We start from the raw sequence: 18,150 nt of genomic DNA on the forward strand, positions 1-18,150 counted from the left end.
ACGCAGCGCCCAGGGCGGCGGGCATGTTGCGCCGGGGGCGGAGGACCGTCAAGCGCGGGAGGATGAAACCTCCGGGCAAAAACAAGGCCGCCCTCGGTATCGGGCGGCCTCTCTTCCAGCGCATCGTCCATACGCCCAGTCTCAGGAGGAAACTCGTCGTCCTAGGACAAAGCGTAGTCGCTCCCCGTGAATTGACCCAACAAATCCTTCACCCGCTGTAAAGTCGGATCGGTCTCCGGCTGTTGGGTCAGCCCTTGGGCCTTAGCGATGCCGCCGAACAAATCGGACAGGGCCTGGCCGGGATCGGCGAATACCTGCGACGCCTGGGCCGATTGGAACAGCTTGCGCAGGTCGGCGGTGGCGCTCACGGCGTCCTGGATCGACGGGGCCGGGGCGTTGGCGGTCGCGGCGGTGGACTGGTAAGCGGCCACGGCGCGGGTTTCCACGGTCTGGGTCAGCTTGAGCGAGAAACCGGCCAGTTCCTGGTTATCGAAACCCATCTTCGCCGCTTGCTGGAACGCGGCCTGCACATCGCCGTTGAAAAACCGTCCGGCCAAGCCCTGTACATCCTTGACCAAGGCGGCGATGGCCTTTTGCTCGCCCGCGTCCAGATCGCCCTCCACACTGAAACCCAAGTCGCTCGATTGATATTGGACGAGGCTGGCACCGGATTCCGCGCCGTCCCGGCCCTGGCTGGCGAAGGCGGTCAGGGCCGCGCCTTGTTCGCCCCGGAATCTGAAGTTGATCCGGTCGCCGTCGGCGGTTTGGATCGAGAGGCTGACGGCGTTGGTTTCGACCTGGGCGAAGCTCGCCGCCGCGGCTTGGCCCATGGGGGTGGCCGTGGCCGGGTCCGTCACGGTCGGGACCGTGTCGGCGGAGCCGCCCCGACCAAGGCGGTCCAGGCCGTCCATCACCCGGCCATAGGTATCGTCGATGTTCTGCGCCACCCCGCCTTGCAACATCCCCATGCCCTTCAGCACATCGCGGGCATCGGCGAAACCTTGCTCGATGCCCTGCCGGGCCTGGTCCAGCAGCGCCGCCCGCTTATCGGCATCCTCGACCTTGGCAAGGCGCTGGCCGACGAAATCGACGATGCGGCCCGCCACGGCGGCGGGCGAGAAATCCTCGAACCGGGCCGGTTTCGCGGAGGAAGCGGCCTTGGCGTCCTGCCCGTCCAAGGCGGAACGCAGGCGCTGGCCGACATAGGATTCGATCAGGTCGGGGGTTTTGTTGGAGGTCGATGTCGGGGTTCCGGGGCTGTGGCTGGCCTGGGCGGCACCGGAAGCGGACGGGTCCGCGTTGACCACGGTCGCGCCTTGGCGGCGCAAGGTCTGGAATAGGTCCAAGCGCGGCGAGGCGGCATTCTGGGGGAGGATGTTCATGGCGGCTTACCCTGGGAACGGGGACGACTCGCCAAGATAACGGCTGGGATGGCGTTTCCTTTAACCCTGGGGCGGGCATCCCTGCCCGCGTCCCGATACAAAGACCCGAAGGATCAATACCCCTTCGCCGCCAACACCGCCTGCGCGGCGGGCACCGCGACCCCGGCGGCGATGGGAGCCTTCATTTCGCTCAACACGGCTTCCAGCGCGGTCAGGCAGAACACCACGTTCTTGGCCGATGAGCTATGGCCCATGAGGCCCACGCGCCAAATCTTCCCGGCCAGATCGCCGAGGCCCGCGCCGATTTCCAGGCCGTAGCGCTTGAGCAGCAAGCCGCGCACCGCCGCGTCGTCCACGCCCTGGGGGATGGTGACGGAATTCAACTGCGGCAGGCGCGAACCTTCCGGCACCACGAAGCTGAGGCCCAAAGCCTCGAAACCGGCCTTCAGGGCTTCGTGCATGTCGGTGTGGCGCTTCCAGGAATTCTCGATGCCTTCTTCCTGCAACATCACCAAGGCTTCGTGCAGGCCATAGAGGCCATTGATCGGCGCGGTATGGTGATAGGCCCGCTTGGTGCCGCCGCCCCAATAATTCATGACCAGGCTCAGGTCGAGGAACCAGCTTTGGCACGGGGTCTTGCGGGCCTTGATCTTCTCCACGGCGCGCGGCCCGAAGCTGACCGGCGACAAGCCGGGCGCGCAGGACAGGCATTTCTGCGAACCGGAATAAATGGCGTCGATGCCCCAGCCATCCACTTCCAACGGCGAGCCGCCCAGCGAAGTCACCGCGTCCACGATCACGAGGCAGCCCTTATCGTGGGCCAATTGGGTGAGGGTCTTGGCATCGGACAAGGCGCCGGTGGAAGTCTCGGCCTGGACGAAAGCCACGATCTTGGCGTCGGGATGCGCGGCCAGGGCTTCGGCCACCTTGTTCGGGTCCACCGGCTTGCCCCACTCGTCCTTGACCATGATGGCGGTCGCGCCGGAGCGCTCGACGTTCTCCTTCATGCGCCCGCCGAACACGCCGTTCTGGCAGACGATGACCTTGTCGCCCGGCTCGACCAGGTTCACGAAGCAGGTTTCCATCCCGGCGGAACCCGGCGCGGACACCGGCAGGGTCAGCTCGTTCCGGGTGCGGAAGGCGTAGTGCAGGAGGCTCTTCATCTCGTCCATCATGCCCACGAACACGGGGTCGAGATGGCCGATGGTCGGCCTCGCCATGGCTTCCAGGATGCGGGGATGGACGTCGGACGGGCCCGGTCCCATCAGCGTGCGGATCGGCGGGTTGAAAGATCGGATAGTCGTCATAGTGGTTTTCTAATGCGGTGGTTGATGGAATTTTCGGGGATAGCGGCGAGCCGCCGCCAAAAGCGGCAAAAAAGCCTCCAGGTCCGGCCGGCCGGTGCGATGCCAACGGTTTCCATGGGATTCAAAGGAGGCGGGGCGGTCTCTGCGGGGAAGGCCATCATGCCATAGCGGCGAATCGGCCAGCAAGCCACGCCCCAAAACCCATGGCGCTCCCCTACCCGGCCCGACGCCGGAGGATTAGACTCCACACCCTCCTTGCCCCACTGGGAAACACCATGCTCCTGCTTGTCCTCGCCTTCCTGGTTTTGGCCCTCGCGTTCTGGGCGGGGCGGCGTTTCCTCGGCACCGCGGCGGACCCTGCCGCCCAAAGACTCCGCGGCGGCCTACCCTGGCTCCTGGTCGTGTTGATGGCGGCGCTCCTCAGCCTGGGCCGGGGCAATCCGCTGGGCGGGTTCCTGCTGCTGGGAGCGCTGTTCGGATTGCCCGCGTTGCGGCTCTATCTGCAACGGCTGGGCCGGGCGTCCTCCGCCTCCGAACCCGGACGCCCCTCCCGGTCGGGAGGACGGATGGATGCCGAGGAAGCCCGGCAAATCCTGGGCGTCCCGCCCGGAGCCAGCCGCGACGAGATCGTCGCCGCCCACCGCCGTTTGATGCAGCGCCTGCACCCGGACCGGGGTGGTTCGGATTATCTGGCGGCGCAGATCAACCAAGCCAAGGCCGTGCTGCTGGGGTCATGAAACGCGGGAACCCGCCGTCACGCCGATTTCCCCGTCGATCCGCCATAATTTCTATATTTCCATCGCACCCCGCCCGAAGCCCATGAACGGGCCTAATCTCAAAGCGATACGACAGCCAAGGAACCACATCCATGACCAGCACTCCCAAACGCGCCGACATGACCCGTCCCGCCGATCTGCTGAAGCACGACCACGGCACCGGACCCTTCCGCACCCAACGCCCCGTCTATCTCGACCTCCTGCCGCCCTGCAACCACGCCTGTCCGGCGGGGGAAAACATCCAGGCCTGGCTGGCCCAGGTCCAAGCGGGCCGCTACCACCAAGCCTGGCAAACCCTGATGCGCGACAACCCCATGCCCGCCGTGCATGGCCGGGTCTGCTACCACCCGTGCGAAAGCGGCTGCAACCGCGCCGTGGTCGATACCTCGGTCAGCATCCACGCGGTGGAGCGCTTCCTGGGCGATATGGCGCTGAAAGAAAGCTGGAAGATCGAACCCGACGCCCCGCCCAGCGGTCGGCGGGTGTTGGTGGTCGGGGCGGGACCGAGCGGCTTGTCCGCCGCCTACCATCTGGCCCGCCTGGGCCACCAGGTGGAAATCCGCGAAGCCGGGCCGGTGGCGGGCGGCATGATGCATTTCGGCATCCCGGCCTATCGGCTCCCACGGGCGGAGCTGATGGCCGAAATCCACCGCATCGAGTCGCTGGGCGTCAAGATCGTGCTGAACCACAAGGTCGAGAACCTCCTGGCCGAGATGCGAAGCGGCGGCTTCGACGCCGCCTTCACCGCCGTCGGGGCGCATCTGAGCAAGCGGGTGGAGATTCCGGCCCGCGACGCCGGGAAAATCCTGGACGCGGTCAGCTTCCTGCGCGAGGCCAACCTGGGCGCGACCCCACTGCTGGGACGCCGGGTGGCGGTCTACGGCGGCGGCAACACCGCCATGGACGCGGCCCGCACCGCCAAGCGCCTGGGCGCGGAAGAAGCCCTCATCATCTACCGCCGCGACCGCGCGCATATGCCGGCCCATTCGTTCGAGGCCGACGAGGCGATCTCGGAAGGTGTCAAGATCAACTGGCTGCGCACCATCAAGGAAATCACCGAGGACCGCATCACGGTCGAAATCATGAAGATCAACGCCGAGGGCTACCCGGAATCGACCGGCGAATTCGAGACCCTGGAAGCCGACGCCTTGATCCTGGCGCTGGGCCAGGACACCGACACCGGCTTCCTCAAGGAGATTCCCGGCATCGCCTTCAAGAAGGACGGCACGGTGGTGGTGGACCAAAACATGATGACCGGGCACGCCGGTATCTTCGCGGGTGGCGACATGGTGCCGAGCGAGCGCACCGTGACCGTGGCCGTGGGCCATGGCAAGAAAGCCGCCCGTTGCATCGACGCCTATCTGCGCGATGCCGTTTATGTGAAAGCGCCCAAGCGCGAACTGGCGGGCTTCGACAAGCTGCACCTGTGGTATTTCACCGAGGCCGAGCAACGCCAGCAGGATGAATTGGCACTGGAAAAGCGCCGCTATGGCTTCAAGGAAGTGGTGGCGGGTTTGGACGAGGGCGAGGCGGTGTTCGAGGCCAAGCGCTGTTTCTCGTGCGGCAATTGCTTCGAGTGCGATGGCTGCTACGGCGCTTGCCCGGAACAGGCCATCCTCAAGCTGGGGCCGGGCAAGCGCTACCGCTACGACTACGAGCGCTGCACCGGCTGCATGGCGTGTTTCGAGCAATGCCCCTGCCATGCCATCGAGACGGAGGCGGAACCGGCCTGAACCCGTGTAGGCTTTCCCTCCTACGCCTCGCCCGCCATCCCAACCGGCTTAGAGGACATCCGGCACATCTTGTGCTTTGCGCGGCGAACGCTTAAAAGACCCGTCTTTTGCGAAGCGGAAGCGGAGGAGACCCATGAGTTGCCTGGAAATCTCGGACCGGCTGTGGGAGCACGTGGAGCCATTGTTGGAGCCGTTCAAGCGGCGCAGGCCGGGCGGCTCCAAGCCGCTGGAGTTCCGGACGGTCATGAACGGGATTCTGTATGTGCTCAAGACCGGTTGCCAATGGGATTGCCTGCCGGCCTGCTACGGCTCGAAAAGCGCGGTCCACGAGCACTTTCAGAGATGGGTTGCCGCCGGCGTGTTCAAGGAGATGTTCCGCTGGTCGGCGGCGGAGTACGAGGAACTCGAGGGGTTCGACCTGGCTTGGCAGTCGATGGACGGCAGCCTGGTGCAGGCCCCGGTCCGCCAAGCCCGCTGCCAGAAGGACGAGGGCCTGGGGCGCAATCCCACGGATCGTGGGCGCAGCGGTGGCAAGATCCACCTTCAGGTGGACGGGAAGGGGATGCCTTTCGCCGTCGCGCAGGCCGGGGCCAACGTGCACGACAGCCGCCTGGTGACGGTCACCGTCGAGGCGGCCGTGATCGAGGCACCCGCCGACGCCGGGCAAAGTCCCAGGCATCTTTGCCTGGACAAAGGGTATGGCTACGAACGGGTCGAGCGGGAAGTCGCGGGACTGGGCTACACCCCCCATATCCGCAAGATCGGCGAGGAGAAGCGTTCCTGCGACTCCGAGCCAACCCACCCCGCGCGGAGGTGGGTGGTCGAGCGCGCTTTCGCCTGGCTCAAGGGCTTCCGGGCCATCCGAACCCGCTACACCTGCCGGGGAGCCAACTATCTGGCCTTCCTTCAGTTGGCGTGCGCCCTGATCCTGGGAAGACGGATCGAGGCCAAAACCGTGTAAGCAGTTTATGTGCCGGATGTCCTCTTAGCCTGAACCTCAAGGGGCTGTGGATTCTTGATCCATCGCCCCTTATCCCCAAGCCCCGTACCCACGCCGTCCCACCGATGCTAAGCTGACCCAAAGCCCAGGCATCGCGCCCATACAACGCCCCAACTTCCAGCACATACCTACGGAGGAATCCCGTCATGGGCTACGCCTTCTTCGCCTTCATCCTCACCTTCCTGTTATTCCTGGGCATGCTGTCGATGCTGGAAATCGGCAGGCGCATCGGCAACCGGAGGCTGGCCGTGGACCCCGAAGGCGCCAGGGCGGGCACCGGCACGGTCGAGGGCGCGGTGTTCGCCTTGCTGGGGCTGTTGGTCGCCTTCACCTTCTCCGGCGCGACCCACCGCTTCGACGAGCGGCGCGATTTGATCGTCGAGGAAACCAACGACATCGGCACCGCCTATCTGCGGCTGGACCTCCTGCCGGAGGCGGCGCGGCCCCGCCTGAAGGAATTGTTCCGGCACTATGTGGACACCCGGATCGAGGTCTACCGCAAAATCAGGGACACCGCCGCCTTCCAGGCGGAACTGGCCCGGTCCAATGCCCTGCAAGGGGAAATCTGGCGGGCAGCGGTCGCGGCCTCGGAGTCCCAAAACGCGGCGGCGGACGCCACCAAGCTGCTACTGCCCGCCCTGAACACCATGTTCGACATCACCACCACCCGGACCATGGCCAACCTGCTGCACCCGCCTTTCGTCATCTACCTGATGCTGTTCGGCGTGGCCCTGATCAGCGCCTTGCTGGCGGGTTACGGCATGGCGGGCGGCCATTCACGCAACTGGCTGCACATGGTCGGTTTCGCCCTGGTCCTGGCGGCGGCGGTCTATGTCACTCTCGACCTCGAATTTCCGCGTCGGGGCTTGATCCGGGTGGACGACTTCGACCAAGCCTTGGTCGATCTGCGCAGCGGGATGAGGTAATCCGCCCGATATCCGGCCCGGATGGCCACGCCCCAACCCCACCGCACACTGTCACCCAGATTGAGCCAAGCTTCCGCCACCCACGGCTGATCTCATTGCACCCTATCGATACCCCACCCTCTTACTTGACAGACCCATTTGTTTTTTTAGACGGGCTATACTTGAAACGACCCGCCACAATTGCCGCCCCCCTGATTTTGCAACGTATCAGTGTCGGATCAATACCGGCACATCTCCACCCAGCCGAGCGGCCATCGGCTCCGGTCACGCCATTGGAACCCATCCAACATCAAGGGGGAAACACGCCATGGCCGAAGACAACCAAAACGATGGCAAATTCGGGTTTCCATTCGCCAATTTGGGCAGCGTACTAGCGCTTGTGCTGGTAGGCACGCTATTCATCGGACAAAACCCCTATAACCAAAGCCGACCCAACGGACCCGATATTCAATCCAATCCTTCAGAGCCATTGCATGAAGTCGAGGCCCGGCTTTGGCAAGACCCGTTCGAGGCGGCGGAGGCGCATGAGGCGCGGGACAAGGACAAGGATAAGGATAAGGATAAGGATAAGGACGGACATGAGAACGGCGACCACCTTGGCCATGACCTAAAGGCCCTTACCCAGGAAATCCAAAATAAACTCGATGCGAGAGAACAACCACAGGGGGAACAAAAAGTTATCGCAGTGATGTTGCCAGATGGGCACTATTTCGAGGAAGCTGAGACCCGGCGGCGCTTACGTTACGCGGTTTTGTCCGGTTTCGACGCGGCCCTGCGCTATCAATCCGACGAGCCAGAGCATATCTATTATGTTTATTTTACACCGCCTGATAACGGCAATAAATCCAAAGCTATCTATGAATGGATGACTTATAAACCGGTTGGAATAAATGAGAACCACCCGCCAGTACAAAAAAATGAGAGATACAAACCAGATTATAAATCGATTTTAGTTTTATGGCTGAATCAAAAAGACTTCAAAATTACACCATATCAAAAGTTGGTTGCTTTTTTTAAAAAAATTTCAACGCCACCCTCCCAACCAGACTCCCAACCCAAATCAATCAATCTTCATATCTCCGTACTCGGTCCATTCGACTCGGAAGACTTACAGGATTTAGTCAACGAAGTCGCGGAAAAACCGGGATCAGCGACCACTGTCAACACACCCAATCAGGATACCAAATGCGCCGGCCTTAGCTATTCAACGCAGTCCGATCTCACTTTTTATTCGCCGAGTGCGACTGTTCAAGAAAATGTTCTGCAAAAATCTCTAAATGAATTTCAAACGCTCTCGGATTATTTCGCGACCTGCCACATTCCTTTCCTCCGTACGACCACCACCGATAAATCCCTGGCCGAAGCAGCTAGGGACGAACTGGGACTGCGGGGCGTACACCCCAGCCCAGAAAAAGATCATGTAGTTTTGCTATCGGAATGGGACACACTTTACGCAAACCATCTTCCCGTAACCTTCGCTCAGATACTTAAAAGTACCGGGTGCCCCGACACAAAAGTCGATGCAATTTCCAACCATGACTGCGTTCATTTATTCAGATACTTACGCGGCCTGGACGGCGAAAAACATAAAGATAAAAGCGACGGCAAAGCTGATAAAAGCAAAGACAAGAAAGGCAGCGGCGCAACCAGCGCAGAGAGCCGGGAAAACATGGAGGATGCCGACGGGAACAGCCAATTCGACTATGTGCGACGGCTTGCCCAAAAAATTAAAGCCTTGGATGGGCGCTGGCGTTCGGAAGGAAACGGCTCGTTGAAAGCAGTGGGAATCCTCGGCAGCGATGTCTATGACAAACTGTTGATTCTGGAAGCCATGCATAATCTTTTCCCCGATGTGTTGTTCTTCACCAACGACATGGATGCCCGCTATCTGCATCCTAACCAGAATCAATGGGCACGGAACCTGATCGTGGTCTCTGCATTTGGATTGGAACTAGACGCTGGCTTACAGAAGGATATACCACCGTTTCGGAGTAGTTTGCAGACGGCATATTTCTTGGCGACACAAATTGCTTTAACCACTTCCAATGTTTCCCAACAGGAAGTTTTAAAAGCACTAGATGATAAAAAAGCAAGAATATTTGAAATTGGCAGAACTAGAGAATTTAATCTAAACGAATTCCAAGCGCAAAGCAAGCAGCCGTGCCAAGACATGCAAAGCTGCATTAACATTCACCCTACCCCTGTAGATATTAGCCCTCACATCATCAACGAGCCGATAGCATTGTTGGGTCTATTAATACTGCCAATAGTTTTTCATTTGCTATCAAGTAAAAACAGCAAGAACACGATTATATTTGCTATTTTTTATGCTGTTTTTTATATTATCATCATTTTTCTCCTACTAACCGGCAGCCATGAAGAACCTTTTGCGCTCAGCGAAGGTGTTAGCATGTGGCCCACGGAGTTATTGCGCTTTGCCGCACTTATTTTTGCTGGGTACTTCGTTTTTAATTATTACCAATCCTCAAAAGCGATAGATGAGTGGATAACAAATAATATAGACAAAGAAAATCGCTTACACATTTCACCACTAGATAGCAAAGAAACCTGTTTCATAAAAAAACTTATAACCCGAATCGTTCCTGAACAGAAAGAGCATAACAACAAGCCAATTCACATGGAAGACCTCTTAACTAAACACTGGCTACCATGGACATCCACACGATTCTGCCGCGCATTAATATTTTCCTTGTTATCTTATATCATCTGCTATCTAATCATCCAAATCCACGAACCCAATATCCCATACCGTGGCCAAAATATAAAAGCCATCGACCAAATACTATTGCTAGGGCTATTGGTACCAAGTTTCAGTTTATTATTGTTCCTCGTGACCGATGCCGCGCAGGTCGCGACCCAGTTGATCGAAGCCATCTCTACCTCCGGGCGCGAAGTGCGATGGCCATCCTTCACTTGCGCGGCTTTCAGCAACGAAATCAAAATCCACCAAGACAAGTTGCACGAATGGATCAGCGTCCGTTTTGTCGGGAAACTGACCGAGGAAATCAATACGATCATGGCCTACCCATTTTTGGTCTTGGTGCTGATGGTATTGGCCCGGTCCAGCTATTTCGACCACTGGGTTACGCCCTTGGGTTTGAAATTGGTCATTGGCGCGAGCGCTGCCTATCTACTGTATTGCGATTATCGACTCAAAAAAGCCGCAGACGCGGCCTGCAAGAATGCCCTGAAATGCTTGAACCGGCGGATCATCCAATACAAAGGCGAGAAAAACGACCCCCTGGTCGGCCAGTTCGAACACCTCGTCCTCCTGATCCAGCAATACAACGAAGGCGCGTTCCGTCCTTTCACCCAAAGGCCGATCTTCCTGAGCAGCCTGCCGCTCCTGGCCGCCATGGCGGTGGACTTCACCGACAACCTGCCGTTGTTAATCAAGCTGTTCGGTTTCGGCTAAACGCACCATCCCAGTGCAATTTCCGCCCATCCGGTGCGCCCCGCCCCATCTTTTACACCGCCGTCCCCATCCAGCGCGTGATTCTGCCATGTCTGGCATGTATTCTGCGTCCCGGCATTGCAGCCCCTCTACGCCCCTGGCGCGCCAACCACAAGGAGAACCCCCTTGGCGATACTCGTAGGCATCGAACACAGCACCCATTACCGGTACGACCGACCCATCTCGCTTTCGCCGCATGTGATCCGCCTGCGGCCCGCGCCGCACACCCGGACCCCGGTGCATGAATACCACCTCGACATCGAGCCGCAGAACCACCGCGTCTATTGGCAGCAAGACCCGTTCGGCAATACCGTGGCCCGCGTGGTGTTCCCGGAACAAGTGACGGAACTCAAGATCGGCGTACGGCTGGTGGCGGAAATGACCGTCATCAATCCCTTCGATTTCTTCGTCGAGCAATACGCCGAGCATTACCCCTTCCAATACGATCCGCTGTTGCGCCACGAGTTGGAGCCTTATTTCGAGGTGACGGAAAGCGGTCCCTTGTTGCTGGAATGGCTGGCCGGGGCCAAGCCCGGCGGCAAAATCCACATCAATGATTTCCTGGTCTCGCTCAACCAGCGGCTACAGCAGCACATCGGCTACACCATCCGCCTCGATCCGGGCATCCAGACCTGCGAGGAAACCCTGGGGCTGCGTACCGGCTCCTGCCGCGACACCGGCTGGCTGTTGGTGCAAATCCTCCGCCACCTGGGCCTTGCGGCCCGCTTCGTGTCGGGCTACCTCATCCAACTGACCGCCGACCAGAAGAGCCTGGACGGCCCGTCCGGCCCGGAACAGGATTTCACCGACCTGCACGCCTGGACCGAGGTCTATATCCCCGGCGCGGGCTGGATCGGGCTGGACCCCACTTCCGGCCTGTTCGCGGGCGAGGGGCATATTCCCCTGGCCTGCACGCCCGACGCGGTCAGCGCCGCGCCCGTGACCGGCTACACCGACAAGTGCGAAGTCATCGATTTCCAGTTCGCCAACATCGTCAAGCGGGTGCATGAAGACCCCCGCGTCACCAAGCCCTATACCGAGGGGCAATGGGGGGATATCCGCCGCCTGGGCCGCTTGGTCGACGAGGAATTGCGGGAACTGGGCGTGCGCCTGACCATGGGCGGCGAACCCACCTTCGTCTCCATCGACGACATGGAAGGCGCGGAATGGAATACCGAAGCCCTGGGCGCCCATAAGCGCGAGCGGGCCGGGGTGTTGCTGAAGGCCCTGCGCGAACGCTTCGCGCCGGGGGGCCTGCTGCATTACGGCCAGGGCAAATGGTATCCGGGCGAACCGTTGCCGCGCTGGGCCTTGGGCTGCTTTTGGCGGGCGGACGGGGTGCCGTTGTGGCGCGACGCCAGCCTGATCGCCGATGAAAAGCGCGATTACGGCTTCGGCCCGACCGAGGCCCGCCGCTTCGCCGAGCGCTTGGCCGAGCGGCTGGGCGTGAACCCGGACCATCTCACGCCCGGCTTCGAGGACTGGATTTATTACCTATGGCGGGAGGCCAACCAACCGGCCAATTACGACGCCATCGCCCTGCCCGCCTCCCCGCGTTATAGCGACGACCTGGGTTTGGCCTTGGCGCGGGGCCTGGATCGCACCGTGGGCTATGCCTTGCCGATCCTGTGGGATTGGGGCCGCAACGGCTGGCATTCCGCGCCCTGGCAATTCCCCTGCAACGCCATGTATCTGATGCCGGGCAATTCGCCCATGGGTTTGCGCCTACCGATCAGCCGCCTGCCGTGGGCGGCGGAGGTCGAGGCGGAAACCTGGATCGAACCCCCGCCCCCGCCGCGCCCGCCCGAGCCTTTCCATCTGGGCACGGGACTACCGCCGGAACCGCCCAAGCACCCCAAACCCTTGGCCGCCGACGCCGCGCCGGACGCCATCCGCCAGCGTTTCAAACAATGGGTCGGCGTGCCGCACACCGCCCTGTGCGTCGAACCGCGCCACGGACGGCTGCATATCTTCATGCCGCCGTTGAACCTGCCGGACCACTACGCCGCCCTGCTCACCGCCATCGAGAACACCGCCGCCGAATTCAGGATGCCGGTCATCGTCGAAGGCTACGAGCCACCCGCGACTTCCACGCTCAAATTCCTGAAGGTGACGCCCGACCCCGGCGTGATCGAGGTGAATATCCACCCGGCGGCGGATTGGGAAGCCCTGGAAGCCAATACCGTGGCCTTGTACGAGGAAGCCCGGCTGACCCGGCTCGGCACCGAGAAATTCATGCTCGATGGCCGCCACACCGGTACCGGCGGCGGCAACCATGTCACCCTGGGCAGCGTGACGCCCCTCGACAGCCCGTTCCTGCGCCGTCCCGATCTGCTGCGCTCGCTGCTGACCTTCTGGCAACACCATCCTTCGTTGTCCTATCTGTTCTCGGGCACTTTCATCGGGCCGACCTCGCAAGCGCCACGGGTGGACGAGCGCGGCTCGCACCTCCTGGACGAACTGGAAATCAGCCTGGGCGAGATCGACAATGCGATGCCCTGGGTGGTGGACCGGGCCTTGCGCAATTTCCTGTCCGACCTCACCGGCAACACCCACCGCGCCGAGTTCTGCATCGACAAGCTACACTCGCCGGATAGCGCGTCCGGGCGGCAGGGTTTGCTGGAATTCCGCGGTTTCGAGATGCCGCCCCATGCCCAGATGAGCTTGGCGCAAATGCTATTGCTCCGGGCCATGATGGCGCATTTCTGGAAGACGCCCTATCGCCATCCCTTGATCCGCTGGGGTACCCGGCTGCACGACCGTTTCCTGTTGCCGCATTATGTCTGGGCCGATTTCCGCTCGGCCATCGCCGATCTGAACGCGGGCGGGCACGCTTTCGACGCCGCCTGGTACGAGCCTTTCCTGGAATTCCGCTTCCCGCATTACGGGCTGGTGCGCTACGAGGGCGTGACCCTCGAACTCCGCATGGCCCTGGAACCCTGGCTGGTGCTGGGCGAGGAAGCCGGGGCGCAACGCCAGGCGCGGGTGGTGGACTCGGCGGTGGAGCGGTTGCAAGTCAAGTGCTCGGGGCTGGATACGGAGCGCTATTGCGTCACCTGCAATGGCCGCCGCCTGCCGCTGCAAGCCACCGGCCCCGAAGGCGAATACGTCGCCGGTGTGCGCTACAAAGCCTGGAAAGCCGCCTTCGGCCTGCATCCCGCCATCGAAATGCACGCGCCCCTGGTGTTCGACCTGTTCGACCGCCGCCTCGGGCGCTCGGTCGGCGGCTGCGTCTACCACGTGGCCCATCCCGGCGGACGTTCCTACGACAGCTTCCCCATCAACGCCTACGAAGCGGAATCGCGCCGCATCTCGCGGTTCTGGTCCTGGGGCCACACGGCGGGCGAGGCCGGCCCCCCCGGCTGGGCGCGGCAACTCGCCGGCCATTACGGCGCGGTGCCGGGCAGCTTCGCCCGCGAACCGCAAGCCGAAGCCCCCAACCCCGATTTCCCCTGCACCCTGGATTTGCGTAGGCCGTTATGACTACCCGCATCGCCCTGACCCACACCCTGGCGCAACGCTTCGAGCGCCGCGTCCTCCTGCCCACCCATTGGCTAAGGCTGCGCCCGGCCCCGCATACCAAAGCGCCGATCACCGCCTATTCGCTGAAGATCGACACCGACCCACATTTCATCAACTGGGTGCGCGACCCCTTCGAGAACCATCTGGCCCGGCTGGACCTGCCGGAACCGGTGTTCGGACTCAAGATCACCCTGGACCTGATCGCCGACCTCAAACCGCTCAATCCCTTCGATTTCCTGGTGGAAGCGGCCTATTCGCAATTCCCGTTCGAGTATCCCGAACAATTGCGAAAAGAGCTGACGCCTTATCTCCACCTGCCGGAACCGGGGATGTTGCTGGCCGATTGGCTGGGGGCGCTCACGGTCGAACCGGGCTATATCCTCGAAGCCCTGGGCAAAATCACCACCGCCGTGCATCGCCATCTGGCGATAGCGGGCCATGCCAGCCCCGGCGCGGTGGATTTGGAAACCGTGCTGGCCAAGGCCAAGGGTTCGCCTTGGGAAGCCGCTTGGCTGTTGGTCCTGAGCTTCCGGCATCTGGGGCTGGCGGCGCGGTTCACCTCGGGCTACCGGGTGTTGTTGGCCCAGGAGCCGGTGGCCGTACACGCCTGGGGGCAGGACGCCCCCGCCACCACCAGCCGCTGGCTGGATAGCGCCGGGCTCCATGCCTGGTGCGAAGTGTTCCTGCCCGGCGCGGGTTGGGTCGGACTCGATCCCGCCGCCGGGCTTTTCATCCACGAGGGCTACCTCCCGCTGGCGTCCACGCCCGATCCCTTGCGGGCCTTGCCCTGGTGCGCCGACGAAGCCGAATGGCTCGCAAGCGCCGGGGCCGAAAGCGCGGGACTCTCGGGCGAAATCCGGGTCCGCCGCCTAGCGCCGGAAGCCGACCCCGCCCCCTACAGCGCCGCGCAATGGGCCGACCTCCGCGCCGTGGCCCGGCAGGTGGACGCGCGATTGGCGGAGGACGGTATCGGCCTCGCCATGGGTCCGAGCCTGTGTTTCACCAAGACCGATTGCTACGCGCCGGATTGGTCGATCCTGGCGATGGGTCCGTCCAAACGCGCCGCCGCCGAGGATTTGGCCCTGCGCCTGGGGCGCAAGCTCAACACGGGTCCGGTGTTCCATGAAAGCCAGGGCGAATGGTTCGGCGGGGAAAACCTACCGCGTTGGCGCTTGAGTTGCTTCTACCGCGCCGACGGCCATCCGGTTTGGCGCAATCCGGCCCTCCTGGTCGGCGCGGCCTCGCCGGAAAGCGGGGTGGAAGCCCCCGATGCCGAGTATTTCGCCCACACCCTGGCGAAAAAGCTGGGCGTGGCGCAGGAATACTTGAAGCCGGCCTACGAGGACCAGTTGCACGAACTCTGGCAGAACCGCGCCCACCTGGATTTCGAACCGCCGACCGCGGCCCTGCGCGACCCGCTGCAACGGCGGGCGCTGGCGGCCAAGCTGTCGCAGACCCGGCGCGAGCCGGTGGGCTATGTGCTGCCCTTGCGCTGGGACCCGGTGGCGGAACGCTGGACCAGCGGCACCTGGGAATTCCGCCGGGGCGCTTTGTATCTCGCACCGGGCGATTCGCCGCTGGGCTATCGCCTGCCCTTGGATAGCCTCCCCGTCGGCGAGGACCATATCGCGGGGCACGACCCGGAGCGCTGCCATTTCGAGGAGCGTCCCCTGTTGCCCGAAGTCTACGGCGAGCTCAGCGCCCGGCTGACCACCTATATCGCCGTGCCGCCACCCCCGGAACAGGCCGACCCCGAGCGCATCGACAGCCGCGCACCGCGCACCGCGCTGTGCGTGCAGGTCCGCGAAGGCCGTTTGTCGGTGTTCCTGCCGCCCTTGACCCACCTCGAACATTGGCTGGATTTGATCCACGCCATCGAGGCCGCCGCCTTCGGCACCGGCATCCCGGTGCGGCTGGAAGGCTACGAGCCGCCGGAGGATTTCCGTCTGCGCCGCCTGGTGCTGGAACCCGAGGCCGGGGTGCTGCGGGTGGCGCTGCCCGTGGCCGATTCGCTGGAGGAAACCCGTGGCCTGTTGGACCTGGCCTACCGCGAAGCCGCCGCCCTGGGACTCTACGCCGGCCGCCACGACGCCAACGGTCGCCCACAAGCCCCCGGCGGCCATGCCGAAATCACCCTGGGTGGAACCCGGCCACCCGCCAGCCCGTTCCTGTTGCGGCCGCAATTGCTGCATTCGCTGGTGGCGTATTGGCAGCGGCATCCCAGCCTGTCCTATTTGTTCGCGGGAAGGCTGATCGGACCTTCGGGCACGGCCCCGCGCCCGGACGAGGGCCGCGACGACGCGCTGTACGAACTCGATATCGCCTTGTCGCGGATGCCGCTGGACGACAGCCCCGGTCCCTGGATTCCCGACCGGGTGTTGCGGCATTTGCTGGCGGACCCTGCGGGCGAGATGAAGCGGGCGGAAATCCGGGTGGACCAGCTTTACAGCCCCGACCGCAGCAGCCACCGGCTGGGGCGCATCGCGATCCGCAGTTTCGAGACCGCGCCCGACGCCGCGCTGGCCACGGCGCAGACGCTGTTGCTCGCCGCCTTGTTGGCGCATCTGGCCCGGCATCCCGCCGATCCGCGGTTGGAGGATTGGGGGCCGCAATTGCAGGACCGGTTCATGCTGCCCGCCGTGCTGTGGGAGGATTTGCGCGAGGTGATCCGCGATATCGGGCGGGGCGGGATTCCGCTCCAGGCCGAATGGTTCGCGCCCTTCCTGGAGCGGCGTTTCCCGGCGCTGGGCCGGACCCGCTTCGACAACCTCACCCTGGATTTGCGGATGGCGCACGAGCCTTGGCCCTTGCTGTCGGAGGAAGTCACCGCCGGGGGCGTATCGCGCTTCGTGGATTCGGCCAACCAGCGGGTGCAAATCGAGATCGAGGGCTTCACGCCGGCGCTGCATGTGTTGGTGTGCAACGGCCAGCGCGTGCCTTTGCAAGCGACCCGCGAGCGGGGCCGGTTCGTGGCCGGGGTGCGCTACAAGGCGTGGAATCCGCCGTCGAGCCTGCATCCGACCGTGCCGCCGGTGGCCGCGCTGGTGTTCGATTTGCTCGATGCCCGTACCGGGGAAGTGATTTGCGGCTGTACCTATGTGCCGGCCCGGCCCGATATTGCCGGGGCGGTCGCCGTGCCGCCGGTGCCGCCCGAAGCCGAGCCGGGCGGCGGGAGCGCGCCTTACCGGCGGCGGCCGCAGGAAGTGGCGCAACCACCTTCGACTCCGGGCGGGCGCTTCCTCGATTTCGGCTCGGGGACGCGGTATTTGGCGGTGCCACCGGAGCGGTTCCATCCCCGGTTTCCGTACTTATTGGATTTGGTGCGGGGATAGGGCGGATTGGTTACAACGAAAAAAGCCGGGGCGACCCGGCTTTTTCGTGCTTGGTGGGTAGGGCCGTGGGCTGGGATTAAACCCGCGACCGCCATCCCACAAACAACGGACAGCCCTACAAAATCCATGGTTGTTCCGCCAGCCGACACGGCGTAAAGTCCGTCCATCCCCTGCGGCAACCCGCGCCATCCCCACCCAAATAACAACAGCGGGATTCCGCCCGACCCCGCTCCACCCATTCCGCCGGCCCTGGCCCCCGCCCCGGAAACCACACATCGAGCTTCATTATGGAATCCCCAGGCTGGACCACGGCGCGTCCCGGACAACTGCCCTACACCTACGAGAACTTCGCCCGCGCCAAGGTATTTTTATTCGAGAAATGGCGCGAAAGGGCGGTTGAACTCCGCCTCGACACCCCGGTCGACCTGTCGGGATCGTGCAAATATGGCTCCTTGTTCATGCAGGCGGTGTTCGGCGGGACCATCCGCGGCCATTTCCAGCATCAATACAACTTCATCGACGGGCGCTTGGTGGACCTCAGCCACGACGCCGCCGATGTCGGGCGCATGTGCAATCCCTATCTGCACGAACCCGAATACTTCGCGATCCCCGAACTCCAGGCTTCCCTGGCCCGCTGCCTGCCACGGGTGGAGTGTTGGACCGCCGAATTCCTGGCCGACCCTCCTTGACCGCCCCC

Annotated in this window: 10 protein-coding genes; 8 read left to right on the forward strand and 2 right to left on the reverse strand. The window is 62.7% G+C overall.

Features of this window, described 5'->3' with window-relative positions; genetic code table 11:
- Window positions 1-161 precede the first annotated feature (161 nt).
- Both K5658_RS13240 and K5658_RS13245 read right to left on the reverse strand, forming a co-directional pair.
- Window positions 162-1,382: a DUF5610 domain-containing protein gene (locus tag K5658_RS13240; protein ID WP_221063602.1), complete on the reverse strand. Its 1,221-nt coding sequence runs from the start codon at window positions 1,380-1,382 to the stop codon at window positions 162-164.
- Window positions 1,383-1,495: 113 nt separating this feature from the next.
- Window positions 1,496-2,689, reverse strand: a complete 1,194-nt coding sequence (locus K5658_RS13245; RefSeq protein ID WP_221063603.1) for a pyridoxal-phosphate-dependent aminotransferase family protein — start codon at window positions 2,687-2,689, stop codon at window positions 1,496-1,498.
- Between the two features lie 275 nt (window positions 2,690-2,964).
- Here K5658_RS13245 and K5658_RS13250 point away from each other — a divergent pair, with 275 nt between their 5' ends.
- From K5658_RS13250 to K5658_RS13285, 8 genes are all read left to right on the forward strand, one after another.
- Entirely contained in the window at window positions 2,965-3,426 is a 462-nt protein-coding gene (locus tag K5658_RS13250) for a DnaJ domain-containing protein (RefSeq protein WP_221063604.1), read from the forward strand.
- Window positions 3,427-3,557: 131 nt separating this feature from the next.
- Window positions 3,558-5,198, forward strand: coding sequence for an NAD(P)-binding protein (locus tag K5658_RS13255; RefSeq protein ID WP_221063605.1), 1,641 nt, complete (start codon window positions 3,558-3,560; stop codon window positions 5,196-5,198).
- A gap of 133 nt (window positions 5,199-5,331) precedes the next feature.
- A complete protein-coding gene (locus K5658_RS13260; RefSeq protein ID WP_221063606.1) occupies window positions 5,332-6,159 on the forward strand; it encodes an IS5 family transposase in 828 nt (275 codons plus the stop codon).
- 185 nt (window positions 6,160-6,344) lie between these two features.
- On the forward strand, window positions 6,345-7,124 hold the full coding sequence (locus K5658_RS13265) for a bestrophin-like domain (RefSeq protein WP_221063607.1): 780 nt from the start codon (window positions 6,345-6,347) through the stop codon (window positions 7,122-7,124).
- 307 nt (window positions 7,125-7,431) lie between these two features.
- Complete coding sequence (locus K5658_RS13270) at window positions 7,432-10,560, forward strand: hypothetical protein (protein ID WP_221063608.1); 3,129 nt, start codon at window positions 7,432-7,434, stop codon at window positions 10,558-10,560.
- Between the two features lie 165 nt (window positions 10,561-10,725).
- A complete protein-coding gene (locus K5658_RS13275) occupies window positions 10,726-14,082 on the forward strand; it encodes a transglutaminase family protein (RefSeq protein WP_221063609.1) in 3,357 nt (1,118 codons plus the stop codon).
- Window positions 14,079-17,453 carry a transglutaminase family protein gene (locus K5658_RS13280; protein ID WP_221063610.1) on the forward strand — a complete coding sequence of 1,125 codons (3,375 nt, stop codon included), beginning with the start codon at window positions 14,079-14,081 and terminating at the stop codon, window positions 17,451-17,453. Before K5658_RS13275 ends, K5658_RS13280 begins: the two co-directional genes overlap by 4 nt.
- 287 nt (window positions 17,454-17,740) lie before the next feature.
- Complete coding sequence (locus K5658_RS13285) at window positions 17,741-18,142, forward strand: transcriptional regulator (RefSeq protein ID WP_221063611.1); 402 nt, start codon at window positions 17,741-17,743, stop codon at window positions 18,140-18,142.
- Window positions 18,143-18,150: the final 8 nt, after the last annotated feature.

The organism is Methylomagnum ishizawai (assembly GCF_019670005.1).
Classification (GTDB): domain Bacteria; phylum Pseudomonadota; class Gammaproteobacteria; order Methylococcales; family Methylococcaceae; genus Methylomagnum; species Methylomagnum ishizawai.